The following is a 25,802-nucleotide window of genomic DNA, read 5'->3' as shown; positions in this document are numbered from 1 at the left end:
CTTTATTTGTTGCCTTATTTACTAGGATCTTCCGGATCAGTGGGCGCGCCGATGTTGTAATCGTCGTTGCTCATGGCCTCAACGTTCCCTAACAAGTAGCCGTTACCCACCTGAGAGAAGAAGTCGTGATTGGCAGTTGAGGTGGAGATTCCGTTCATGACCACGGGACTCACGTCATCGGCCGTATCTGGAAACAGGGGGTCTTGGCCCAAGTTCATCAGAGCCTTGTTGGCGTTGTAGCGAATGAACGTCAGAACTTGTTCTGACCAACCAACTTGATCGTACAGCGTGTGCGTGTACTTTTCCTCATTATCGTAAAGCTTGTAGAGGAAATCGTACATCCAGTCCTTCATGGCTTGCTGTTCGTTGTCAGTCAATTCCTTCATCCCCAACTGGAACTTGTAGCCAATGTAGGTTCCATGCACGGATTCATCCCGCAAAATTAGTTTGATGATCTCCGCCACGTTGTTGAGCTTGTTGTGGCCCAGATAGTAGAGCGGGGTGAAGAAACCAGAATAGAACAGGAACGTTTCCAAGAAGACACTGGAGATTTTCTTCTTCAGGGGATGCTCGTCATCGTGATAGAGGTCATAAATGCGCTTTGTCTTATTCTGTAGAAACTCCTCGGAGTCACTCCATTTGAAAATTTCGTCGATTTCATCTGGCGTGTTCAACGTGGAGAAAATAGTGGAGTAACTCTTCGCATGAACGGATTCCATGAATTGAATGTTGTTCAGAACGGCCGTTTCGTGAGGTGTCCGCACATCGCGTCGTAGTGCCGCCATGCCGTCTTGTGATTGGAGGGTGTCCAGTAAGGTCAGCCCACCAAAGACATGACCCACGACCCATTTATGGTCCGTGTCCAGTGTCCGCCAGTCGTCGAGGTCATTGGACACGGGAATCCGGGTGTCCAACCAAAATTGTTCGGTTAATTTTTCCCAGGTGGCCTTGTCGATTTCGTCGGAGACCTGGTTCCAGTTGATTGCTTGATAATTTTCTATTCTTGCCATGCTACCACTCCTTTGATTGTTCATGAGTGTTGCTTTGATATTGTGTTAACTTGATTGCACTGCGGCTGCCAGGGATTCCGCCCGCCATGGGGAACGCCTCCAGCCTGAGAAGCGGGCTTCCGGCTCGCTTTGAAGCCACGAAAGCCACGTGTCTCCAAAGTCGTCCGACAATGTAAGCCGGGAAGAGTCCCCCCGACTTACATTGTCGACACGGCGGGCTACATCCCTGGCTGCCTCCGGCTCTGATTGATGTTTGCCATGATAAGTCTTGTAAATTGTCAATTCGTAATCATTCAAGGTTGGAGCTTAGTTGCTAACAACTCTAGCAGTCGTTATCCATATTGTCTTAGAAACACCAACGTCAGCCGAGAGGTCGGCAGATATGGGCTCAGGCGCGTCGTTCTGCTTGGTCGGCGTTTTTGGCCGGCCTAGCAGAAGGCCAAGCTTTAAGACTCGGGTTTTTTCGAGGTGCCCGCACCGTTCCAGCCCATATCTGCCGGCCGGTAAGGCGCAGGTCACACTAGGTTGCCAAACGCTAGATAACGCAGCTTTCACATTGGTTGGCACCGACTTCGTTATTGTCGTCGGTGAAGGTGCGGACGTAGTAGAGCGACTTGATGCCCTTGTTGTGCGCGTAGTTTCGCAGAATGCTGAGGTCCCGCGTGGTCATCTTGTCGGTCCGGTCATTCTTCCACTCGTACAGGCCAGCTGGAATTGTGGAACGCATGAACAGCGTCAGGCTCATCCCTTGGTCCACGTGTTTTTGCGCGGCGGCGTAAACATCGATCACACGGCGCATGTCGGTGTCGTAAGCGGACTTGTAGTAGGGCATGGTCTCATTGCTCAGGTAAGGGGCTGGGTAGTAAATCTTCCCAATCGTCTTTTCCTGACGTTCCTCGATTCGGTTGATGATCGGGTGCAGGCTAGCCGTGGTGTCGTTGATGTAGGAAATGGAGCCGTTTGGCGCAACGGCCATCCGGTTTTGATGATACAGTCCATCAGCCATCACTTCGGCCTTTAAAGCAGCCCAGTCTTCTGGTGAAGGTAGCCAAACGTTGGCGAAGAGACCTTGAACTTTTTCAGACGTTGGTCGCCAGTCCTTTTCGGTGTAACGATCGAAGTAGGTCCCAGAAGCGTACGTACTCTTTTCAAAGTTGTGGAACGTTTCGTGGCGTTCCTTGGCAATCTGATTTGAAGCCTTCAGCGTCCAGTAGTTAAGTAGCATAAAGTAAACGCTGGTGAAGGCGATGCTATCCTTGGAGCCATACATCATTTGGTTCTTGGCAAAGTAGCTGTGTAGGCCCATGGCGCCTAAGCCAATCGTGTGGGCGAGTTGGTTTCCCTTTTGAATGGAAGGGACCACGTCGATGTCGGAGTGGTCGGTGACAAACGTCAAGGCCCGAACCATGGTTTCCACGGAGTGACCGAAGTCGGGGGACGTCATGAGGTTGACGATGTTAGTGGAACCGAGGTTACAAGAGATGTCGGTTCCCTTTTGAATGTATTCTTGCTTGTTGTTGACGGTCGATGGCGTTTGGACCTGCATGATTTCGGAACACAGATTGCTCATTACGATACGACCGTCGATGGGACTTTCACGGTTGGCCGTGTCGATGTTGACGATGTAAGGGTAGCCCGATTCCTGTTGCAGCTTACCGATGTCGGTCTCCAGATCCCGCGCCTTGAGTTTCTTCTTGCGGATGTCGGGGTTAGCGACCATGTTGTCGTATTCCGCGGTGATGTCCACGTAGGAGAAGGGCTTGCCGTAGATACGTTCGACATCGTAGGGGCTAAATAAGTACATGTCGGCGTCGGCTTCACAGAGTTCATAGAATTTGTCGGGAACCGTGACGCCGAGGGATAACGTCTTCAAACGAATCTTTTCGTCGGCGTTTTCCTTCTTAGCACCCAAAAAGGCCACGATGTCGGGATGGAACACGCTCAAATAAACGACTCCGGCTCCTTGACGCTGGCCAAGTTGGTTAGAGTAGGAGAAACTGTCTTCCAGTAATTTCATCACGGGAACCACCCCAGAAGCAGCACCTTCGATATGCTTGATGGGATCCCCGGCGCCGCGGAGGTTAGAGAGGCTGATCCCGACCCCACCACCGATTCGGGACAATTGCAGGGCGGAGTTGATGGTCCGGCCAATCGTGTTCATGTCGTCGGTCGACTGAATCAAAAAGCAGGAGACTAATTCGCCCCGGCGTGACCGACCAGCGTTCAGAAAGCTTGGCGTTGCGGGTTGGTAGCGCTGATGGATGATCTCATCGGCTAAGTCGTGGGCCAATTGTTGGTCCCCATCGGCGAAGTCTAAGGCGTTCATGGCGACGCGGTCGATGAAGTTTTCTAAGTAGTAGTCGTTGTCATCGGTTTTAAGCGCGTATTGGGCGTAAAACTTGTAGGCAGCCATGAAGGACTTGAAATGGAAGTTCTGAGCCTTTAGGTAGGCGTAGAGGTCTTCGATGAAACTCAGTGGATAGGCGTCGATTACCTTTTTTTCCACGTAGTTATTGGCAATCAAATAGTCGAATCGGTCGCGGAGTGAATCAAATTTCTTCGTATTAGGGACGACGTTTTCCTTTAGGAAGGCTTGGAGGGCTTCTTGGTCCTTATTTAACGGAATCTGCCCGTTTACCGGGATGTTGATCTCGTTGTTCAAGTCGTAGTACGTCACATCTTTTAAGTCTTTTAAGCTCATACTGGTCGTCTCTTCCTCTCTGATGGGTCAAAGTGTGTAAACACGTTAAATCAAATAAAAATGGCGACACCGTGAACAAACACGACGTCGCCAAGACGGGTTTGTGCCAGGCTAGTTAGCCCGCAATCTTAGTTAATTGGTCGGGTCGGAACCCATAAAATGCGGGAAGACCGGGTGCTTCAACTACGGGAACGGCTTGAAAGCCTTGTTCCTTGAGATATGACACATATTCTGGGTTCTGATTGATGTTGCGTTCTTCAAAGTCCACGTTGTGTTCGCTGAGAAAACGCTTCGTCATCTTGCATTGCATACAGTTGTTTTTTGAGTAGACCGTTACTTTCATTGTTGCCACATCCTCTAATTTCAATATCAATGAACTTAGTGTACACCAGATATAGAAAATTTCAATCAAAAAAGACACCATATTTTGTAGTTGAAACATACAATAACTACTAAATATAGTGTCTAGCACGATAATCTTTTTTTATTAGCCACGGTGCCCTATCTACGGTAAAATAAGAGGTAAAGGTGGCGGAGAATTTGACTAATCACTATTATACACAAAATCCAGACGTTTTACACGAAGAACAACACTGGCCATTTACCCTCTTAGGTAACGAATTGTTGTTTACCACCGACAACGGGGTCTTCTCGAAGAACCGGGTGGACTACGGGTCACGGGTGTTGTTGGACGCATTCAACGCGGATAAGACCCCGGCAGGTCCTTGGTTGGATCTCGGGACGGGCTATGGCCCAATCGGCTTGGCACTAGCGAAAAAGTGGCCAGAACGACAGGTCACCATGGTCGATGTAAACGAATTAGCGTTGGCTTTAGCACGGCAAAATGCGGTGGCTAACCAGATCGAAAACGTTGAGATCAAGTCGTCAGACATTTATGCGAACGTCACACAGCGTTACGCGGCCATCATTACCAACCCGCCAGTGCGGGCCGGAAAACAGGTTGTCACGACGATGCTGGAAGAGGCGGCCCAACACTTATTGCCAGGCGGCACGCTGACGGTGGTCTTGCAGAAAAAGCAGGGGGCACCATCGGCCAAGAAGCATATGACCGAAACTTTTGGTAACTGCCAAATCTTGAAAAAAGATAAAGGCTACTATATTTTGGAAAGCACACTGAACTAACTAGCGGTGAAAGGAGGGGGCCGATGTGCGCGAACGAACGTACACGACGCAACAACGTCATTATATGGAAGAAGCTTTATTCGAAGCTGACCAGGCGGCCATCATTGGTGAGGTCCCCATTGGCGCGGTCATCGTTCGTGACGGCCAAATTGTTGGTCGGGGGCACAACCTCCGTGAACATGGCAACGACGCGACCCTTCATGCGGAAGTTCGGGCAATTGAAGAGGCTTGTGCGACCCTAAAGAGTTGGCGGTTGAATGACTGCCAACTCTACGTGACGATTGAACCATGCCTCATGTGTAGCGGGGCCATCGTCAACGCACGGATTCCCGAGGTCTTTTACGGTGCCCGGGACCCGAAGGCAGGCGCAGTGGACAGTCTGTACCAAACGCTCACGGACGACCGATTAAATCACGTGGTCAACGTCCACGAGGGTCTAATGGCCAAAGATGCCGGCGAGCGCATGGTCAGTTTCTTCAAGGCGGCCCGCAAGCGGCAAAAGGCTGCCAAGAAAGCCCGCAAGGCGGCACAGCGGGCTGGTGAGTAGTTGATTTGAGTCGGGTGAGACTGACCTATCTCTGTCCAGTGTGGGGGCAAGGCTAAGCTACATTAACTGTCAGAATGATAGCTAGAATAAGGTAACGGTCGACCGATATGACAGGTTTACCTGACTCTGTGATTGGATATCCGTTGTGGGTGAACACTAACTTAGCCGGAGGGGGTCAGGGATGTAGCCAGCTGTGTCGATGGTGTTAGCTGACGTTTCTCAGGCAGCTTACACCATGGGGCGACCTTTGAGACACGTGGTCTTCGTGGCTTAAAGTCGAGCTGGAACCCGGGCCTCAGGGTGGAAGCGACCCCATAGTAGGCGGAATCCCTGGCAACCGCAGTGCGGACAAATACGTCAGTCTGTCACTAACGCTAACTGACAATTGAGTAGACAGAGTTGGGGAATCATGATACACTAGTACTTGCCGTTAAGGCCTTGAAGCAAGGGCGGGCCTACGAATCGTGTCAGGTCCGGAAGGAAGCAGCACTAAGTTCGTTTCGCTTTGTGCTTCAAGTTTATGAGCTAATTAATAACTCCTAGTCATTGACTGGGAGTTTTTTCATATCTATAAAAAGTTTTTGACTCCTTAAGAATAAGGTCAGCCGTTAAGTTGAGCACCTTAATTTCCCTTAAATACTTGCCGTCAATCCGTGACAGCTACCGGGCAAAAAGGCTATAATTATACTCAGCGAATTTGAAGTAAAGCTCCATTAGATTCTGGAAACTTTCTTGTAAATTTTAGGAAAAAGCATTGGTACAATGTGACTTGTGTTTATGGTGTTTAGTAGTTATGTCTTAAACAAGTTAGTGCTGTTTTAAGGCAATGTCTGCCGCTGAACCGGGAGATAACAACTCGTTTGCTTCAGAAAGTGGAAGTATTTATGGCTTTTGACAGGTATCCATGGAAAGATGTTATCGTAGCCGAAGGAGGCCAGGGATGTAGCCAGCCGTGAAAATGGCGTTGGCTGGCGTCCTCTGCTAGCCTAGGCCATGGGCGATTTGAAGACGTGTGTTCTTCACAGCTTCAAATCGAGCGAGAAGCCCGGTTCTCAGGCTGAAGCGTCCCCACAGCAGGCGGAATCCCTGGCAGCCGTAGTGCGGCCAGCGACACTAATTTTAACCATTGGAGAAAGGAACAGATTGCATGGCTTATCAAGCACTCTACCGGGTCTGGCGGCCCCAGCGTTTTGACGATATGATCGGGCAAGAAGTCATTACCCGGACGTTAAAGAACGCCATTACGACCAATCAAATCAGTCATGCGTACTTGTTTGCCGGCCCCCGGGGAACCGGGAAGACGTCGGCGGCCAAGATTTTTGCGAAGGCCATCAACTGTCATCACCAGCAAGACGGCGAGCCCTGCAACGAATGTGAGACCTGTAAGGCCATCACGGATGGCACGTTAAATGACGTCATCGAAATTGATGCGGCCTCCAACAACGGGGTCGAAGAAATTCGGGATATCCGGGACAAGGTGAAGTATGCGCCGACCGTGGCCGATTACAAGGTCTACATCATCGATGAAGTCCACATGCTGTCGACGGGGGCGTTCAACGCCTTACTGAAGACCCTTGAGGAGCCACCGGCTAACGTGATCTTTATCCTGGCCACCACGGAACCCCACAAGATTCCGGCCACGATTATTTCACGGACGCAGCGGTTTGATTTTAAACGAATCGCGGCCAATGATAGCTACCAGCGGATGATCTATATTCTGGATCAGAAGAAAGTCACTTACGACGAACAGGCCATCAAGGTCATTGCTAAGGCGGCCGAGGGTGGTATGCGGGATGCCTTGAGTATCTTGGATCAGGCCCTGTCCTTTGGTGATAATGAAATTACGTTGGATAATGCCTTGCTGGTCACCGGGAGTGTTACTCACGAACTGCTGGCGACCTATGTTCAACAGGTCCTGAGCGGTGACACTAAGGCAGCACTGGCGACCCTCCAATCGGTTCTAGAAGCCGGTAAGGACGCCGAACGGTTTACCGAAGATGTCATCAGCTATGCCAGAGACCTCTTGCTTTATCAGCAGGCACCACAGTTGGTAGAAGAGGCTGAGATGGGCAGTGTGAGCGAGGACTTCCAAGCCTTGGCAAAGAAGACGCCCGCGCAGACCATGTACGCCATGATCAACGAGCTAAACGCCATTCAACAGCAGATGCGTTTCACGACGCATCCCGATGTCTACTTGGAGATTTTGACCATCAAGTTGGCTGAAATCGGTCATCAAAATGGGGCGACACCAGTTGAAATGCCCACTGCGGCGACACCTGATGCTGAGGCACCGCGGGCGCCCCAGCAGGCGGCAGCATCGAGCGACGTGACGGAATTGCAACATGAGATCGACCAGTTGCGGTCGGCCGTAAAGCATTTGGAACAGGCACCTAATACCGCTAAGGCGGCTGCGGCCCCTGCGAAACCACGGATGACCAAGTCGGCACCGGCCAAGGAAGTTAACTTGGCGAAGATCTATCCGGTGCTGGGTTCGGCGACACGCGAAAAGCTCAACCAATTGCAGGAGGTCTGGCCTGACCTGCTGAATAGCCTGTCGATTACGCAACGGGCGGTCATGAAGGTCTCACAACCGGTCGCGGCGGCAAATTCCGGTGTGATCGTGGCCTTTGACTACTCCTTCCTGTACCAACGGGCGACGACCGACCATGAGTTGACCGACGCCTTGGAAAATGGGTTGGATCGGATGATTGGGACGGCTCTACCGGTGGTCTTTGTGCCTAAAGAAGACTGGCCAACAATCCGGAAGAACTATCTGACGGCGCACAAGGCGGAGCTTCAAGCCAACTCGGATACACCAGCCGAACCAGAGAAGCCGGCGGAAAATCCGGTGGTTACTAAGGCCGAAGAACTCTTCGGCAAGGATATCGTTAACGTAAAAGCAGATTAAAATTTGAAAGGATGATTACAATGCGGAACATGGGAAATATGGGGAACATGATGAAACAAATGCGGCAAATGCAAAAGAAAATGGAAGAGGACCAAAACAATCTGAACGCCCAAAGCTTTACCGGAACGTCACCAGATAACATGGTCCAAGCAACCTTTACGGGTGACCGGAAGATGACTGACTTGTCCATCAAGCCAGAAGCCATTGACCCCGATGATCCCGACATGTTGGCCGATTTGGTCTTGGCTGCTGTGAACGATGCCCTGGGCCAAATCGAATCAACCACGCAACAAACGTTAGGTAAGTACACCCAAGGGATGAACATTCCCGGGATGTAAGTTTAGAAAGGACGTTGTGACCTATGCAGTATCCAGAACCCATCGCCCAATTGATCGACAGCTACATGAAGTTGCCGGGCATTGGTCAAAAGTCGGCAACCCGGCTGGCGTTCTTTACCATTGATATGGCAGAGGACGACGTCACGGCGTTTTCTAAAGCGCTGGTCTCCGCCAAACGAGACCTCCATTTTTGTTCGATCTGTGGCAATATTACTGAAAGTGACCCATGTTCCATCTGTGCGGACAAGACGCGGGATCAATCCCACGTGCTGGTCGTTGAACAGGCCAAGGACATTATGGTCATGGAAAAGATGAAGGAATATCATGGCCTGTATCACGTGTTACAGGGGGTCATGTCGCCCATCGAAGGTAAGGGACCGGAAGACCTGAACATTGCGAGTCTGATCAACCGGCTCCAGAAGAATCCAGCCATTCGAGAAGTCATCATTGCTACCAACGCCACGCCAGAGGGTGAAGCCACGGCGATGTACCTGTCACGGCTGATCAAGCCAGCGGGTATCAAGGTGACCCGGTTGGCCCATGGTTTGTCCGTTGGGAGCGATATTGAATACGCCGATGAAATGACGCTATTCAAGGCGGTTGAAGGCCGGACCGAAATGTAAGGAGGAATCGCGGATGTTTGGGAAAAAGAAACGGCAACTTCCTCGGTTGAAGGCAGCATATGATGAGCAACTCTTGTTGAGCATTGATGCGGCCAAAGATCGTTGGGACCACGCCAAACAAACCGAAGAAGCCATTGCAGACGCCGACAACGAAATGACGGCGAACACGGCATTGGCACGGCAAACGTATCTTTTCTTGTACCGCGAAGCACGGCGCCGTCAGGTCAAAGGACAACACATCTCGGCAACGGTGTTCCGCGATTAGATTATTTGAAGCGAATTTTAGAAGTCATCCTTTTGGGGATGGCTTTTTATTTTGGTAACGATGGTAAATAAAGTCTAAGGGCATTAGGCCCAAAAGGTGTTTGTCGCCCCCCTAATTTAGGGAATAATTCATCATTTTGCTAAATTTCACCCTACAAACATGGTAAGATGAAACCGTAATCATTTTAAACCGTTTTATACATTATTAGTATAAAATGATTACACGATAAGCCACTGACGGAGCTTGAACTTCTCCAGCTTGAGAATGCGCTAAAGCGCTGACACAACAGGCAAAAGTTGAGCTATCTATTTCTAAATACACTAAGAAGCAATGAAATGGTCTTGATAGTTTTGGGGACTGAATAACGGCTTAAAAATCTGTTTATTCATAAAATCTTCCGTTATAAAAAGTAGCTAATTTATAAAATATTACTTACGCCCCGATTGAGCTGTTGGCTTTGTTTGAGGGCAGCGTCTAATTAGAATCGAATTCGTGAGGAAGGGAAAAGCATGCGATTTAAGTGGCAATTTGGAATAGTACTCCTGAGTATTGGCCTGCTACTGGGTGGTTGCCAGTCGAAGGCGGTTACGGGAACGCCGCCCAAGACGAAACCAACGACGTTTGTTCGGTCAACAAGCATACATACGGCAACTGACCGTCAAAATCAACGACGACTCGCCGCGTTCATCTCGACCAAGCTAACGACGAAGCAGGGAATCTACACAAACTATGTGGACACGTCTCAACGAACGACCAGCGCAGCAACTGGACATGAGCTATTGAGCGAATCGGCCGGCATGTGGCTCGAGTATTTAGCCACGCAACACGATTATCAGAAATTTCGAACGTTTTATCAGGCTACAGTTAAGACGTTTGGGAGTCACGGCCAATTTAGTTATCGTTACGATCCGCGTAGTCAGAAACGGTTTGCCGTCAACGCCACGTTGGATGATTTGCGGATCATTCGGGCGCTCAATCTCTACGATGCCTTAACCAAGACGTCACATTACCGGCAGACGGCGGCGAATCATTTTGCAACACTCCAAGCCGGTGCCTTGAAAAATGGTCGTTTATATGATTACTACGATCCACAGACGAAACAAACGGCGAAGACCAGTAGTTTAGCTTACTTCGATTTTAAAACGCTCAACTACTATGAGCAGGAGAGTCAGGCCGGTAGAAAGGCGTATAAAGAACAGTTGAAGGTGGTCCATGGTGGCTATCTGGGGAACGTCTTCCCCCTGTATGCCGCGAGCTTCAATTGGAAACAATTAACGTATTCGACGAAAGATTTGAACACATCGGAGGCTTTAGAGACGTTACTACATCTGGCGGAAATCGGTGAGCTAAGGTCAACGAGTCGAACTTGGCTGGCCCAACAGGTTAAGGGGCACAAGTTATATAACGGATATTCAACGGCCGGCAGCGTTACGGATAACGGCCAGTCTACGGCGAACTATGCACTAGCCGCAATGGTCTTTGCTACGGCGGGTGATCAAGCCAATTACCGCCAGGCTATGCAATTAGTTTGGCAAGGGCAGGTGACGGCACAGTCATCCCCAATTATTGGTGGAATTGGCAATGCGAAAACCAAGCAGAGTTATTCGTATAGTAACCTGACCGCCTTAAATGCAGCCGGGTACTAACGACAAAGGAGGAGTTGCCAGATGAAACGACTTAAACAGCTAAGTTTAATGACCTGGCAGACCTTCACGCGCCATATATCGCCCGCAGCGTTGGCAACTATTTTAGCCGCCTTGGTAGTTAGTTTCCTGCTATTTGTACCGCCCTTACGTGGTTTAGCGGATAATGGGACCCTTCCACAGATCTTAGCCAATAATGGTCTCTATCGCTTGAGCGGGTATCAGACAACATCTTACGTCAATCCCCAGCTTGGCATCATGCAGTACTTTAATGAATTGCGGGGGACGAGTTTTACGTCGCAAACACTCTTTGTTCAATTTGCGATTCTCTTGAATAAACTGGTTCACAGCCAAACTGTTTTTGACGTGCGCTTCTTGGGTCTGACCTATATGATCCCCTATCTTGGGGGCATCTACTTGCTGACCAAGGCAATGACTCAGCCGTTTCGGCGAATTCGCAGTTATTTTTTGGCGGTAGTCATCGTGTTTGTCTTTGCCGATGCATCGTTCATTTTGAGTTTTAATTCGTTTTATGCAACGCCGGTAATGGTTATTGGCATGTTATACGTCGTGGCGACGACCTTGATTGTGGCCCGCCAACGTCAAATTAACTGGCAATTGGTCGTCGGGTTCTTTGTGGGGGTGGCCTTGCTTGTGACGGCGACGCCACAAAATGGTCCACTAGTCCTGTGCTGCTTGATTGCTAGCGGGGGGTTCTTCTTGGTGGTGACTCGTGGCCCACGATGGTTGTGGCTATTGACAGGAATCCTGTTGGTGCTGGTCTTGGGTGGCCTGAGCTACACCTCATTATCTAGTGAACAACGGGCAGTGAACCGTTACCAGTCGTTTACACATGGCGTATTGACTCAGGACACGGATGCCAGTCAGGCAATCGCACACAGTGGCATCAGCCGTCAATATGGACTGATGAAGGGCGAAGACTACTATCCAACGGCCTTCACTGCCAAACGGCCAAGCAGTCACTCGGTGAACCGTCAGTTACTTCAACGCTACACTTTAGGGTGGGTCAGTCGCTATTATATTCAACATCCGCGACAGTTCATGACGCTACTGAATTTAGCTGCCAGTGACATGATGATCACGCAGAATAAATCGGTGGGGGATTACCAGCAAGGGGCCGGTAAGGGTCCGGGCGCACAGGTGACGATCTTTACTGGTTTTAGTGCGGCTGCGGGCAGCTTCTTCCCTCGCCGGTTTGCGTTCAATCTACTTTTAGCCGTGGCACTACTTATGGTATTTGTCGTGGGGGTCTATAACGACTTACAGGCACAACGAGTGGCTAGTGTTGTGCGGTTCTTTCTAGTGTGCGGACTACTCTTGATCTTTATCAGTGTTCCGGTCATGGCGATTATCGGCGGTGGGACAACGGAACTGGCACAGCGGCTGCTGATGGTGCCATTGAGTATCGACATGGTTTTACTTATCTTTGTAGCGGACCTACTGAATCATCGACTCTGGCATGCAGACGATGCGGAAACGGAGGTGTAGGTCATGCGAAAATGGTGGCAAGGACTGCTAGTTATTTTGAGCCTGATCTGTGGCCTATGGGGAGGAGAACAATCCGTCCAAGCTGCAACTCGGCGGGTCCTTATCGTGTACGATGCGTTGAATCCCAAGCAACAGGGGCAGACAAAGTTAGTTGCCGTGCAGCGGCTGCTAGCAAGTGCTGGAATGCAAACGCGAACGGAACAGTTGACTGCGTATCGGGCCGGTCAGCTAACATCACGGCGTTATCAAGGAGTGGTGACCTTGAATAATTGGTCGGCGGGTCATTTGAAAAATACCGCATTTATTCGGGATCGCGATGCATTTACCGGCAAGCAGCTTCACATTGGAGCGGGGCTTGATGCAACTGAGGCAAGCCGACTACGGTCGAAACGGGTGACTGTTCGGCACCAGCAATTCCTATTGAAACACCAACACAATTGGCAATTGTTGCCGTTCAGCGAGAACGTCACGTTACTTAAGCCGGCTAAGGGTGTCCCTAATTTCGGCACACTTACAACGCAACAAACCAGCCTGCCAGATCATCCGTACGGTACGGTGGTCGGTAACCGCGGGTATCTGCCCTATTTAGAGCCAAAGGGGTTAAGTCTGTTGGTGGCGATGCAGATGATTGCCAGGCTCTTTGGAAATCAGCAGTCACGAGCACCGTTGCTGACGATTACGGGGGTGACGCCTTACAGTGACCTCAACCGGGTGCGGCAGTTGGCGCAGCGTTTGTCTGCGGCTGGCATTCCGTTTGCGTTGAGTACGACGTCAGTGGCCAACAACACGTCGATGCAAGCATTTACGCGGTTTACCAAAACCTTACGATTCGTTGAACAGCACCAGGGCGTGATCTTTCTGCAAGCACCGGTGGTCGGCGCGGTAAACGCCCAGAGCGGTAACTCACTTGAACAGCTGATGGTGGCTGAACTGAATCAACTGGGACAGCGACAGGTTATTCCAGTGGGAATTAGCGCGCCAGCCTACTGGAATCAGGATCAGATTTTACGGCGGTATGGGTTGCAACGCGCCAGTGATGTCTTGCTCCTGCCCAACCCGACGACAACAACATTTGCGAAACAGGATAATTTGGGTGGGACGACCAGCACAACCTGGTATGGAATGACATGGCGTTCATTACAAACCGTGCGCAACGGGCAGATTCAGCAGGTAAGGCCCGCGTTACCCACGGCAGTTACGGTCCAGTTACCGACTTCCACTAAGCAGGAGTCGGCACTATTACGGCAACTGCGTCAGGCAAAGGTGACCTGGTATGCACCTACCAAGCAGATGAAGACCCGTTTGGTCAGTGCGTCGGCGACATTTGGCTACCGGAAGGGGACGTATTACCTCAATGGAAGTCCCGTCAAAGTGCGGAATCGGGCGACCGGCGTGCCTAATTATCACTTTGAGCGTAAAAATTTTGTTGCGTTGAGCGGTTATTTTAAGGTTCAGGGCTGGATTCTGATGACATTCTTCGTGATAACGACGATTGTCTTAGGAGTATTCCTCTTCTTAGGCCGCCGAATTTACCGGCGAATGTTTATGCGAAAATAGTGAGTGTGAGTCATCAACGTTTAAACGAAGGAGGTTAGGCTTGTCATGAGTGTGTTGGATTACTTTGTGTTCGTTGCCATTATTGCCATCTGGGGAATCTTGGTCGTCAATCTTATTTTGACCATGGCTGGCTACTTACAATATTTAAAAATTGTGCGGACACCAGATCCCCAGCTACCAAAGGATGTTCCCTTTGTGACGATCATGGTACCAGCACATAACGAGGGTATCGTGATCGTCAAGACCGTGTTGTCGCTATTGAATTTTGATTATCCCCACGACCGCTACGAAATCATCGTGATCAATGATAATTCCAGTGACAACTCGGCTGAGCTCTTACAGGGCATTCAAAATACTTATCCGGAGCGTAATCTAGAAGTGATCAACACGGATAAGAAGACCGGTGGGAAGGGCAAATCAAACGCCCTCAACATTGCATTGAAGCAGGCCAAGGGAAGTATTATTTCGGTTTATGACGCTGATAATACGCCGGAACGACCGGCTTTGCGGCTGTTAGTGGCCGAGCTCTTGCAAGATGACGGCTACGGTGCAGTTATTGGGAAGTTTCGGACGCGGAATAAAAATGCGTCCCTGTTGACGCGATTTATTAACGTTGAAACCCTGTCCTTTCAGTGGATGGCCCAGGCAGGGCGCTTACGGTTGTTCAAGCTTTGCACGATTCCCGGAACGAATTACGTGATTCGGCGGTCACTACTAGAGAAAATCGGTGGTTGGGATACCAAGGCTTTAGCCGAAGATACTGAAATTAGCTTTCGCATCTATCGCTTAGGTTATCGCATTAACTTTCAACCGCGCGCGGTCACTTGGGAGCAGGAACCGCAAACTCTGGATGTCTGGTTTCATCAACGGACGCGGTGGGTCAAGGGAAACATTTACGTGATTTTGAAGAACTTGCCGCTGGTCTTTCGCAAGACCGGTCGACCAATTCGGTTTGACCTCTTGTATTTCTTATCGATCTACTTTTTGTTAATGACATCGTTGTTGCTGTCCGATTCGGTCTTTGTTCTGTCCGTCGCTGGGGTCGCACATTCTAGCTTGCGAGGGTTCAATAACACGCTGTGGCTCTTCGCTATCGTGCTCTTCGTTATCAGTACCTTCGTGACGATTACGACCGAAAAGGGAGAAATGACGCTGAGTAATTTGATGATCATAATCTTTATGTATGTCGTCTACAGTCAAATGTGGCTCGCTGTGGCGGCCTATGGAATGGTGGGGTATATCCGTGAACAAGTCTTTCATCAACAAGCTAAGTGGTATAAAACAAAACGTTATCAGTAGGGTCGTCCTGTGCTTAATGGGTGGATTGCTCGGCCTGGTTGGTATGAGCAGTGCGCAGGCCGCGTCATGGTCGACGTACACGCAACCATTTCAAAACAGCACGACCAGTTTATCCGGCCAAGCCGTCCAGACCAGCACGTATTTTGTAAAAATGGACTACTGGCGAATGCACCGGGCAACGTTGAATTTGAATTTTCAAATTTCACAGCTGTCTAACCGACAATTGTCGGATCTGACGGTGTCTTTAAACGGGGTCAAGTTCTACTCGTTTCGGCCGAAGAAGCAAAAGGGCTTGCAGACCAAGTCCATTAAGATTCCGCTACGACTGTTACAGGGAGAAAATGAACTGCAGGTGAGTGGCCAGATCTTGACGACGAAGAGTCGAAAGACGACGCAGGACTATCGACTAGCGCAGACACCGGCTAACTGGCTGACTATTGATAGTCGGTCGTCAGTGAATTGTCAGTATCGACTAAAACAGCCGACCAGAAATATTGATTCGTTCTATGATCATTTTTCCGGACCGGATACCATCGTTAATCGCCAAGCGGTTATTCGGGTACCTAACCAGGCATCGAATGCCGAGCTTGCGGCCAGCATGTATGCACTGACTGGTGAGGCGCGCGTCATTACGACGAACAACCAACAGATTCCGGTGACTACCTTTGACGACAAAGCTGGTCAAGCAGCGGACTACCAACTGATCGTTGCCACCTATGATCATTTACCGGCGCAATTTAAACAATTATTTAACCGCGCGACGCTACAGAACCGGGGCATGTTACGGCGAGTAGATCGGCATGGCAAGCATTACTTAGTGGTGACGGCGTTAACTGGAAAGCTACTAGCCAAGGCGGCGCGCTTCGTTGCTAATTCGGAATTGATGACGGAGACGACGCATCCCGATGCCGATGTGACAACGGCGACCAAGACATTTACATCGTCACTGAATTACAGTGGCCGCTACCAGTTGACCACGACTAGCGATAAACTGACGGGGGCTGGGCACCAGGAGCAGAGCTACTTTGTGAGTCTTCCCGTTGACCGCAACAATGCCGATGGGTCGACGATTACGGTTCATCTTCGTTATGCACGGAATTTGGATTTTAAGGCGGCCCTAGCGACGGTCTATATCAATGGTACGGCGATCGGTAGCCATCATTTGGCGGCCAAACGCGCAGATAATGACCAATTCACCGTCACCTTACCGAAGGGGATGGCTTTGGGAAATAGCTTTACGGTCAGAATCGGACTGGATTTGCCAGTTACTCAGAGCTCATCAACGACTGAATCTCCGTGGGCCAGTATCGAACCGACTTCGGTGGCTAAGGTCAAGTCGGCACCCGGAAATGATCTGCTCTTCAGCAATTATCCGAACCTATTCTTACGGCACTCGACCTATGATCAACTAGCAGTCGTGCGGCCACGGACGATGACGGCGGCGGACTACCGGACGTTGACTAATATTTTTAATTTAATTGGCAACTATGCCGAGAGTAATCGGGGCACCATTACCTTTTACGATCAACAACCCAAGCAAGCTATCTTGAAGCGAAGTAATGTGATTGCTTTTGGGACGCCAACGCAAAATTCCTTGATAGCCAAACTGAACTCAAAGCTCTATTTTAAATTTAATCGGGCCCAGACTGGGTTTATTTCTAATGAGAAGTTGAGTATCGAGCAGCGTTACGGACAGACCTTGGGAACGGCCCAATTATTACGGTCGCCATTTAATACCAAACGGGGATTACTGGTCGTGACGGGGGTGCAACCCAATCAAGCTTACTTGGCATCGACCCAGTTGAACACCCAGAAAAATATTGCACAGTACGCTGGAGATGCCATTGTGGTCGATCAAAACAACCAGCATCTTGGCTACCGGTTTAAGAAAAATAAATTGATTGATACTCGGGTGAACCGGCAACAACAGATTGACCGCCACGCCCAACTCTTAATTTATTTAGGAATTGCACTGGGTGTTGTGGTGATTGTGTTAGTCGCGGTATTGTTGCTCTTACGGCATTACCATCTTCTAGGAAAGGGGCCGCGTCATGATTAGACATGCAGGTCGAGATAGTTGGCTGACGGATATCTACTTGATTTTGTTCCTGGCCTTGCTAGGGGGATTAGGAATCGGCATGGCCGCCACCCATACACACTTCTTGTTGGTTAACGTGCTTTTCTTGGGTGTGACTTTTTGCCTGATTTTACTCACGTATTTTTGGGGGATGGTTACCGGATTGCTGGTTAATTTGGCGTTTATTTTTGCGCAGATTGTCTTTGCAATTTATGAGGAGCAGTTGAACCCCCAGGACTTTATTTGGAGCCTGACGTATTGGTTAGTTTTGCCGTTGCTGTTGTCGGTGACGTTTTATGGCATGACGGTCCATGCAAGGCGACTGCAAACGGAGAATGCGAAGTTGCGTAGTGATCTGGTTGAACGGGGCGCCTTTGACGAGGCCACAAATCTGCGAACAACGGTCTCTTATATTGAAGATACTGCGGTCTTTACCGAAACGAATCGCCGCTTTGATCTGCCCGTTACGACCATGATCGTCCGTATTCGATACTTCCAAGAGATGCGTAGTATGGTCAGTGACACGCAGATGACGGCGCTATTGAAACTAGTCTCGGCAACCATCAAAGATGCTATGCGGACCAATGATATTACCTATCTCATTGACCGGAATAACCCAACGTGGGCGGTGTTGCTCTTCACTAATGCTGATGGGGCCAACATTGCTGCCAAACGCATCAAGGATAAATTTACGGAAGCGCTGCCGAAGGATACAGAGTTGGCCAACTTAGAAGTTCGGCTGGTAGTCGGCGTTGCTAGTTGGGATCCAGAAAAGATGAAGAATCCGTATGACTTGATGAATGCGGGGATTAAGGAAACGGAGTATGACGTATAGGTAGGCTAGCTAGTAGTCCTTTCAGCGCGTACGTTGTGAGGCAGTGCGGTGGCCTCGATTTAAGTAACCGTTATTGAAAAACTCAGTTTGAGCCGCAGGTGGTCAGTACAAACTGGTTAGAAATGAGTCAAATTCCTCAGGAAAACTGGTTGAAAGCTGGCGTTGCAAATAGACATCAATTCTGAATTCAAGTACAATATACCTATCAATCAAAAATGGGGTCGAGTATTTTGTCAGGAACGTTTATTAGCTTTGAAGGACCAGACGGCGCCGGGAAAACCAGTGCTTTGAACACGATTACGGCGCAGATTCAGCCCTTATTAGGTGACCAGTTGACGATTACTAGAGAGCCCGGGGGTAACCCGATTTCGGAAAGTATTCGGGCGATTATTTTAGATCGTGCCAATACGGATATGGATTATCGGACCGAAGCCCTGCTATATGCGGCAGCGCGGCGGCAACATTTGGCACAGACGATTCTACCGGCCTTGACGGCGGACAAGCTTGTCTTGTGTGACCGATATGTGGACAGCTCGGTGGCCTATCAAGGGGCCGGCCGGCAGATCGGTGAAGCCGAGGTTGCCCGCATGAATGAATTCGCGACCGATGGTTTGTTGCCTGACCTGACGATCTATTTCGACGTACCGGCCGAAGTTGGGCTGAAACGCATTCAGGCCCACCGAGATCCCAACAAGGTCGATCGTCTCGATGTTGAACAGGAGACCTTCCATGACCGGGTCCGTGCCGCTTACTTACGGCTACAGGCCGCCCATCCAGACCGGATTAAATTGATCGATGCCACCCAGGCGCCAGACCAAGTTGTGGCCCAAGCGTTGACATTGATTAGGCAAACGGCACAGCGTTACTTTTAAAACCGGCATTTGAGGGAGGAATTTAAATGAAATTATTGATTGCAATCGTCCAAGACAAGGACGCTAATCGACTCAGCAACCAGTTTATCGACAACGATATTCGCGCAACGCGACTGTCCACGACCGGTGGTTTTTTGAAGTCAGGGAACACGACGTTTATGATTGGACTGGAAGACGAGCGGGTCGATGAGGTCTTGGACATGATCAAGGCTGCCAGTCATACCCGACAACAGTTTATGACACCACCAGTCAATTTGGATGCACAGCTTGACAGTACATCTTCGTACCCAGTCGAGGTTCAGGTCGGTGGGGCGACGGTCTTCGTCTTACCCGTTGACCAGTTCCACCGCTTTTAGGAGGCACCATGACGGAAGAAGCCGTAGTCGCCACGATTCAGCGCCTACAACCAGAGCTGACAACACATTTCATGCACTTGGTACAGACCAACCATTTGGCGCACGCGTATTTATTTAATGGTGCCGATGGGACCGGTCGTCAGGAACTCGCTACGGTCATTGCCATGCGGTTATTTTGTCAGCATGTGACTGCCGCGGGCTTGCCCTGTGGTCAGTGTCCCGAATGTCGGCGAATCTTGGCCGGTGACCATCCTGATGTGGTCAGTGTCATTCCAGACGGGCAACGGATCAAGGTCGATCAGGTGCGTTACCTAAAATCAGAGTTTACCAAGAGTGCCGTGGAAGGTAATCAGAAAATCTTTATCATTGATCAGGTCGACCGGATGACGACGGGGGCAGCGAATAGTCTGCTGAAATTTATTGAAGAACCCGTCGGTAACACGGTCGCGCTTCTGTTAACGGCGAATAAGAACTTGATTCTACCAACGATTTTATCGCGGACACAAGTGGTCGATTTCTTACAAGTTGCCCCGCAAGCCTTTGCCCAAGCCTTGGAAAAGGCCGGGGTGGCACCTAGTCAACGCTATCTGCTGGCAACACTGACGGAAAGTGTCAGCGCGGCCCAGGAGCTGACGACGGATGACTGGTTAAAAGACGCCCAAGCCAAGGTTGGCCAATGGTTCAGCGCCTGTACGCAGGGTGACGAAAGGGCCTTTGTGCGGGTTCAAACGGAGCTCTTGCCATTGGCATTGAACCGTGACCGCCAAGGCGTGCTACTCGATATGCTCGTTCAGGTCTGGCATGATGCGCTCCGGCAACAAACGGGGCGGGTCGCTAGCGATGATCTGGCCTTTCCCCAGGTAGCCACTGCCAGTCAGCAGGTGGGCCAACAGTTGAGCATCGACCAGTTGGTGAACGTGATGACCTTGACACTGGGCACCCGGGGTCAATTGGCCGGTAACATGAACTTTCAGACGATTTTAGAGGCATTAACACTTCAGATTTTGGCGCAAGTCACGCGCTAGCTTAGTTTAGCAGGGAGGGGTGGCAATTGGATAAACAAGAAGTTTACGAGCAATTTAAAAGCTTAGAGGATCAGCTACAGCAAATGTCCGCCCAGTTCGGTGACTTACAGACTGAAATGACGCAGGTGTTTGAGCACAATGCCGAGTTGGAAATTGAAAATCAGCGGTTGCGTGATCTGGTACGGGAGCTGCAAAAGACCTTGCCAGAAGACCCGGAGACCCCCCAAGGACTCTCCAAGTCGCGACAGATTTTGGAAAAGCTCTATGAAGAGGGCTTTCACGTCTGCCGTGAATTTTACGGGACGCGCCGTAAACAAGACGAAGAGTGCGCCTTTTGCTTAGAAGTTATTTATCGTGATCAGTAGGAGGTCAGCACCACATGGAACGACGACGAAGTTTTCAAGCCGAAGCGATTGGCCATCTTTATTTAGTGCCCACGCCCATCGGTAACCTCGACGATATGACCTTTCGGGCGGTTAAGACCCTGAAGGATGCGGATTTGATTGCCGCCGAGGATACGCGTAACACCCAGAAATTATTAAATCATTTTGAAATTGAAACTAAACAAATCAGTTTTCACGAGCACAACACGCAGGAACGGATTCCCCAACTGGTGGCCAAGTTACAGGCGGGGATGCAGATCGCCCAGGTCAGTGACGCGGGGATGCCATCCATTTCGGATCCCGGCCACGAACTGGTCAATGCTTGTATCGACGCGCACATTCCAGTCGTGCCGTTACCCGGTGCAAATGCCGGTTTGACCGCGTTGATTGCGTCCGGGCTAGCCCCCCAACCGTTTTATTTCTACGGTTTCTTGGACCGCAAGCCAAAGGACCAGCGTTCGGAGATCGACAGCTTGTCCCAACGGCCGGAAACGTTGATTTTCTATGAAGCACCGCACCGGTTGAAAAAGACCTTACAGAACTTGGCCGCTGGTTTTGGCGATGATCGACCGGCCGTCCTTTGCCGCGAGTTAACAAAGCGCTACGAGGAATTTCTCCGGGGGAGCTTGGCCGAACTTGCCGAATGGGCAGCTACGGACACGGTTCGGGGTGAGTTCGTTGTCTTAGTTGGGGGGAACCCCGCGCCGACGACCACCGCTACAACGGCGGTTGACCTGAGTGAACCCGTTGAGGTACAAGTCGATCGGTTGATTGCTGCCGGCGACAAGCCGAATGCGGCCATCAAAGAGGTCGCCAATTTACGTGGCTTGAAGAAACAAGAGGTCTACCGGACCTATCATCATTTAGACGAGGAGTGACCCAGGTGGCAGCAAACGAATTTTCCGAAAAACACCGTATCGTATATTATGAGGCCGATGACACCGACCAGTTAACGTTGGCGAAGCTCATTGACCTCTTTGTCTTGGTCTCCGAAGACCAGAACGCCGACCTGGGCATCACGACCGAAAAGATCCAAAGCTTGGGCGTGGGCTGGGTCGTCACGCAGTATCATGTTCAAATTGACCGACTGCCCCGAACGGGTGAGACCGTTACTGTCAAAACGCGGGCGACGGCCTACAACCGTTACTTCGCGTACCGTGAATACTGGTTGCTTGATGCGACTGGCAAACAGTTGGCGTACGGTGAAGGCATCTGGGTCACGATGAGCTACGAAACGCGCAAGATTGCGACGATTCCGGCTGAAATCATGGCGCCATATCATAGTGAGCCCGTGACACGGTTACCGCGGTTGCCCCGACCGGATAAGGATGACGCCACGGCAACGAGTCGGGTGAAGCCCTACACGGTCCGTTACTTCGATATCGATCACAATGGTCACGTGAATAACGCGCACTACTTTGACTGGATGCTGGACACCTTGCCCGCCGAATTCTTGCGGCAGCATCATGCGACAGATGTCCGTATTCGTTTTGAAAATGAAGTTAAGTACGGTCAGCAGGTCACTAGCACGGTGACGCAACCGGAGCTCACAACGACGCAGCACACGGTCAGTTTCGGTGAGACAACTGCCGTTCGCGCAACGGTTCAATGGACGGACTAAAGAAATTGTGGTAGCTGGTCGCACTGCGGCTGTCAGGGATTCCATCTGTTGTGGGGGAACGTCTCCAGCCAGAGAACGGGCTTCCGCCTTAGACTGATTATGGTTGCGGCAGACGTTGAGGGCAAATGATGTCCGTGAATTTTCAGGGTAATGTCCATTATAAGCAGTTGAGTCATAATAGTTAGGGCTGTCATGTGCCATAGATCGACAGTGTAAGCCGAGAGGTCGTCAGCTTAGCAGAAGACCAACCTTGAAGACTCGCGGTTTTCGAGGCTTCAAGTTGTGTCCGCACCGTTCCAGCCCATAGCTGGCGACCGGTAAGGCGACCGGAAAACAGTCAATCTTTAGCTTTTTGGAAAAGTAAGCAGGGAAGGTGTTGTTCACCCCGCTTTGTGGTAGTATAGTAAACTGATAAAGTCAGTAAACGGAAAAAGTAACCGGACCTTAACAAAGCGGTGGAGTGTCATGGCCGCCGCTTTTCACATTTAATGGTTGGCAGCAGGTCAAGCTGTGGCGGCGAAACAAATTAAAGGGGACCCCAAGTAATCATGAAGATTTTAGCAATTGATACATCGAATCGACCACTGAGTGTCGCCGTATTAGACGACGCAACGGTGCTCGCGGCAATTACCGTGACGGTTCATCAGAAACACGCGGAATATTTATTACCAGAGATCGAACGCTTGTTGGCAATGGCTGATCTGAAGCCCACTGACCTAAATCGCGTCGTTGTAGCTGCTGGTCCCGGGTCATATACCGGTATCCGTATCGCAGTCACCACGGCCAAGACATTGGCGGCGACGTTAAACATCGACTTAGTGGCGGTTTCCAGTCTGGCGACCTTGGCCGCCAACGTGCCAGTTGAGGGCGCATTAGTGGCACCACTGTTTGATGCCCGCAACCAAAACGTCTTTGCGGGGTTGTACCGCATTCAAAAGGGCCGTCCCGTTGCCGTCATCGACGATGCACACACGAATGTGACCGACTTTCTGACCGAGGTCAAGGAGTACGCGGAACCCGTCTGGTTCTTGGGCGACGCTGACCACTTTACCGACCTGATCAGTACGACGATTTCTGCAGCGACACCAGCCGTGAGTTCGTGGTTAAACCTGCCCCAGGTGGCAACAATTGGCCTGTTGGGTCGCGACTTACCACCAGTGACCGATGTTGACCGTTTCGTGCCTAATTATCTTCGTTTGACACAGGCTGAAGCAGAATGGCGAGCTAAGAATCCAGAAAAGGAACCCGAATCCTATGTTGAAAAAATTTAAAATCTGGTATAAAAATGTATTCGGCAGCCGGCGGGAACTGGTGCGCGAAGAAACGATGGACGTTAAGAATCACCGTGTGGAGATTCATGACGTCACTTACTTTGTCGCCAAAGCGCTGTTTACCGATATCCCCGAAATGATTGAAATCGAGCGGGCCGTTTACGCCGGTCAGGCACCGTGGGATTCCACGGCATTTGCCAACGAATTGCGGCGGGAGAAAGACCGCCTCTATCTGGTTATTCGGAAGAACGACAAGCTGCTGGCGTTCATCGGCAGTACGTTTGACGAGCGGACACGCGATGCCCATATTACAAATATTGCCGTTTTGCCCGAATTTCAGGGTCGTGGCTTAGGCCGTTTTCTGATGGGAATTATGATCAAAAAGGCCAAGCAACTCAATTACAAGTCCGTTAGCTTAGAGGTGCGTGTGTCAAATCATAACGCCCAAAAGCTGTACCGCGACTTGGATTTTGAACAGACCGGCATCAAGCGGGGGTACTATTTTGGTGACCACGAAGATGCGGCCGACATGGTCTTGTACTTAAAAGAAGAACCGGAAGAAACCGACTAGCAAAGACGAGTTGGCGTTAGGCCACTCGTTTTTTTCGTGGGTAGCTGGCGCATTAGTGAGGAAGAGGAGTGAGTCCAACGGAAAAGCGAAATTTAATCTTAGCGTTTGAATCAAGTTGTGACGAGACGAGTGTGGCGGTCATTGAAGACGGCAAAAAGATTCTGTCGAACATCGTCGCAACTCAGATCAAGAGTCATCAGCGGTTTGGCGGCGTTGTGCCGGAAGTTGCCAGTCGCCACCACATTGAAGAGGTCACGCTATGCATCAAGGATGCCTTAACGGAAGCCGAAGTGGGGTACGATGACCTTGATGCTGTGGCAGTCACGTACGGTCCTGGTCTGGTTGGCGCCCTGTTGATTGGGGTTACCGCGGCCAAGACGGTGGCGTTTGCCCACAATTTGCCATTGATTCCCGTGAACCATATGGCGGGGCACATTTATGCGGCGCGTTACGTGGAACCCATCGAATTTCCAGCGATGGCCTTGCTGGTCTCCGGCGGGCACACGGAACTGGTCTACATGCCAGCCGAGAACCAATTTGAAATTATTGGTGAGACGCGTGACGATGCGGCCGGTGAAGCTTACGACAAGGTCGGCCGGGTCATGGGCGTCAACTACCCAGCCGGTAAGACGGTCGATGAATGGGCGCATCAAGGTCACGATACGTTCAAGTTCCCGCGGGCGATGGAAAAGGACGACAACTTCGACTTTAGTTTCAGTGGGTTGAAGAGCGCCTTCATCAACACCACCCACCATGCCGACCAAATTGGCGAGACGCTCAGCAAGCAGGACTTAGCCGCCAGTTTCCAACAGGCGGTCGTCGACGTGCTGGCTGAAAAGACACAAAAGGCGTTGGCCGATTACCCGGTCCACCAGCTGATCCTGGCCGGTGGGGTCGCCGCTAACCTGGGCTTGCGCGAACGGTTGGAACGTGACCTGTCCAGTAACCCGACGACTCACTTGGTCAAAGCACCGTTGAAGCTATGTGGCGACAACGCCGCTATGATTGGGGCATTCGCCGAAGTGGCTTACCGTCACGGTGTCTTCGCCGATGCGACATTGAATGCGGACCCAAGTTTGGAATTCGACTGGGTCGCTGATCCGGTAAAATAAGCTGATTTAAATAGGCGCTGAGACCACCTTCTGATTGGAGATGATTTCGGCGCTTTTAGTGGCTCTTTGTCAACGGGTGTTGATGAGGGGAATTTGAGAGGTTCAATTCATTTTCGAATTGGGCCTCTTTTTTGAA

Annotated in this window: 24 protein-coding genes and 1 other RNA gene; 22 read left to right on the top strand and 3 right to left on the bottom strand. The window is 50.6% G+C overall.

Annotated features, from left to right (window positions below; genetic code table 11):
• Positions 1–14 precede the first annotated feature (14 nt).
• From nrdF to JUF10_RS13155, 3 genes are all read right to left on the bottom strand, one after another.
• On the bottom strand, positions 15–1,010 hold the full coding sequence (gene nrdF, locus JUF10_RS13165; RefSeq protein WP_203643073.1) for a class 1b ribonucleoside-diphosphate reductase subunit beta: 996 nt from the start codon (positions 1,008–1,010) through the stop codon (positions 15–17).
• Between the two features lie 535 nt (positions 1,011–1,545).
• Positions 1,546–3,711, bottom strand: coding sequence for a class 1b ribonucleoside-diphosphate reductase subunit alpha (gene nrdE / locus JUF10_RS13160; RefSeq protein ID WP_203643072.1), 2,166 nt, complete (start codon positions 3,709–3,711; stop codon positions 1,546–1,548).
• 115 nt (positions 3,712–3,826) lie between these two features.
• Complete coding sequence (locus JUF10_RS13155) at positions 3,827–4,054, bottom strand: redoxin NrdH (RefSeq protein WP_203643071.1); 228 nt, start codon at positions 4,052–4,054, stop codon at positions 3,827–3,829.
• 197 nt (positions 4,055–4,251) lie between these two features.
• Here JUF10_RS13155 and JUF10_RS13150 point away from each other — a divergent pair, with 197 nt between their 5' ends.
• From JUF10_RS13150 to tsaD, 22 genes are all read left to right on the top strand, one after another.
• The gene (locus JUF10_RS13150; protein WP_203643069.1) at positions 4,252–4,854 is read left to right on the top strand and encodes a class I SAM-dependent methyltransferase; all 603 of its coding nucleotides are present in this window, start codon (positions 4,252–4,254) and stop codon (positions 4,852–4,854) included.
• Between the two features lie 25 nt (positions 4,855–4,879).
• Complete coding sequence (tadA, locus tag JUF10_RS13145; RefSeq protein ID WP_268911976.1) at positions 4,880–5,401, top strand: tRNA adenosine(34) deaminase TadA; 522 nt, start codon at positions 4,880–4,882, stop codon at positions 5,399–5,401.
• Between the two features lie 435 nt (positions 5,402–5,836).
• Positions 5,837–5,923, top strand: an RNA gene (gene ffs, locus JUF10_RS13140) — signal recognition particle sRNA small type.
• 625 nt (positions 5,924–6,548) lie between these two features.
• Positions 6,549–8,309: a DNA polymerase III subunit gamma/tau gene (gene dnaX / locus JUF10_RS13135; RefSeq protein ID WP_203643067.1), complete on the top strand. Its 1,761-nt coding sequence runs from the start codon at positions 6,549–6,551 to the stop codon at positions 8,307–8,309.
• 20 nt (positions 8,310–8,329) lie between these two features.
• Positions 8,330–8,647: a YbaB/EbfC family nucleoid-associated protein gene (locus JUF10_RS13130; protein WP_203643065.1), complete on the top strand. Its 318-nt coding sequence runs from the start codon at positions 8,330–8,332 to the stop codon at positions 8,645–8,647.
• Between the two features lie 23 nt (positions 8,648–8,670).
• Positions 8,671–9,270, top strand: coding sequence for a recombination mediator RecR (gene recR / locus JUF10_RS13125; RefSeq protein ID WP_203643063.1), 600 nt, complete (start codon positions 8,671–8,673; stop codon positions 9,268–9,270).
• 13 nt (positions 9,271–9,283) lie between these two features.
• Complete coding sequence (locus JUF10_RS13120; RefSeq protein ID WP_203643061.1) at positions 9,284–9,535, top strand: YaaL family protein; 252 nt, start codon at positions 9,284–9,286, stop codon at positions 9,533–9,535.
• 509 nt (positions 9,536–10,044) lie between these two features.
• The gene (locus JUF10_RS13115) at positions 10,045–11,181 is read left to right on the top strand and encodes a glycosyl hydrolase family 8 (RefSeq protein ID WP_203643059.1); all 1,137 of its coding nucleotides are present in this window, start codon (positions 10,045–10,047) and stop codon (positions 11,179–11,181) included.
• Between the two features lie 21 nt (positions 11,182–11,202).
• Positions 11,203–12,687, top strand: a complete 1,485-nt coding sequence (gene wsfD, locus JUF10_RS13110) for a glycan biosynthesis hexose transferase WsfD (RefSeq protein WP_203643057.1) — start codon at positions 11,203–11,205, stop codon at positions 12,685–12,687.
• A gap of 3 nt (positions 12,688–12,690) precedes the next feature.
• On the top strand, positions 12,691–14,244 hold the full coding sequence (locus JUF10_RS13105) for a hypothetical protein (protein ID WP_203643055.1): 1,554 nt from the start codon (positions 12,691–12,693) through the stop codon (positions 14,242–14,244).
• A gap of 45 nt (positions 14,245–14,289) precedes the next feature.
• Positions 14,290–15,543 (top strand): glycosyltransferase family 2 protein, encoded by a 1,254-nt coding sequence (locus JUF10_RS13100; protein ID WP_203643053.1) that lies wholly within the window; start codon positions 14,290–14,292, stop codon positions 15,541–15,543.
• A 16-nt stretch (positions 15,544–15,559) separates the two neighbouring features.
• Positions 15,560–17,602 (top strand): cellulose biosynthesis cyclic di-GMP-binding regulatory protein BcsB, encoded by a 2,043-nt coding sequence (locus JUF10_RS13095; RefSeq protein ID WP_236008257.1) that lies wholly within the window; start codon positions 15,560–15,562, stop codon positions 17,600–17,602.
• Entirely contained in the window at positions 17,595–18,455 is an 861-nt protein-coding gene (locus JUF10_RS13090) for a GGDEF domain-containing protein (protein WP_203643047.1), read from the top strand. Before JUF10_RS13095 ends, JUF10_RS13090 begins: the two co-directional genes overlap by 8 nt.
• Positions 18,456–18,685: 230 nt before the next feature.
• Complete coding sequence (tmk, locus tag JUF10_RS13085; protein WP_308440217.1) at positions 18,686–19,327, top strand: dTMP kinase; 642 nt, start codon at positions 18,686–18,688, stop codon at positions 19,325–19,327.
• Between the two features lie 26 nt (positions 19,328–19,353).
• Positions 19,354–19,683, top strand: coding sequence for a cyclic di-AMP receptor DarA (darA, locus tag JUF10_RS13080; RefSeq protein WP_048732435.1), 330 nt, complete (start codon positions 19,354–19,356; stop codon positions 19,681–19,683).
• 8 nt (positions 19,684–19,691) lie between these two features.
• Positions 19,692–20,708, top strand: coding sequence for a DNA polymerase III subunit delta' (gene holB, locus JUF10_RS13075; RefSeq protein WP_203643043.1), 1,017 nt, complete (start codon positions 19,692–19,694; stop codon positions 20,706–20,708).
• 26 nt (positions 20,709–20,734) lie between these two features.
• On the top strand, positions 20,735–21,073 hold the full coding sequence (locus tag JUF10_RS13070) for a DNA replication initiation control protein YabA (protein ID WP_203643042.1): 339 nt from the start codon (positions 20,735–20,737) through the stop codon (positions 21,071–21,073).
• A gap of 14 nt (positions 21,074–21,087) precedes the next feature.
• On the top strand, positions 21,088–21,969 hold the full coding sequence (rsmI, locus tag JUF10_RS13065; RefSeq protein ID WP_048732432.1) for a 16S rRNA (cytidine(1402)-2'-O)-methyltransferase: 882 nt from the start codon (positions 21,088–21,090) through the stop codon (positions 21,967–21,969).
• A gap of 5 nt (positions 21,970–21,974) precedes the next feature.
• Complete coding sequence (locus tag JUF10_RS13060; protein ID WP_203643041.1) at positions 21,975–22,712, top strand: acyl-[acyl-carrier-protein] thioesterase; 738 nt, start codon at positions 21,975–21,977, stop codon at positions 22,710–22,712.
• 548 nt (positions 22,713–23,260) lie between these two features.
• The gene (tsaB, locus tag JUF10_RS13055) at positions 23,261–23,983 is read left to right on the top strand and encodes a tRNA (adenosine(37)-N6)-threonylcarbamoyltransferase complex dimerization subunit type 1 TsaB (RefSeq protein ID WP_203643040.1); all 723 of its coding nucleotides are present in this window, start codon (positions 23,261–23,263) and stop codon (positions 23,981–23,983) included.
• Entirely contained in the window at positions 23,967–24,554 is a 588-nt protein-coding gene (rimI, locus tag JUF10_RS13050) for a ribosomal protein S18-alanine N-acetyltransferase (RefSeq protein ID WP_203643036.1), read from the top strand. The genes tsaB and rimI overlap by 17 nt, the downstream gene beginning before the upstream one ends.
• Before the next feature lie 68 nt (positions 24,555–24,622).
• Positions 24,623–25,666 (top strand): tRNA (adenosine(37)-N6)-threonylcarbamoyltransferase complex transferase subunit TsaD, encoded by a 1,044-nt coding sequence (gene tsaD / locus JUF10_RS13045; RefSeq protein WP_203643031.1) that lies wholly within the window; start codon positions 24,623–24,625, stop codon positions 25,664–25,666.
• The last annotated feature ends 136 nt before the right edge of the window (positions 25,667–25,802 follow it).

It is taken from the genome of Levilactobacillus andaensis (assembly GCF_016861695.1).
In the GTDB taxonomy this organism is placed as follows: domain Bacteria; phylum Bacillota; class Bacilli; order Lactobacillales; family Lactobacillaceae; genus Levilactobacillus; species Levilactobacillus andaensis.
The sequence above is the reverse complement of the archived record's forward strand: the minus strand, read 5'-3'. Positions and strand labels throughout refer to the sequence as shown.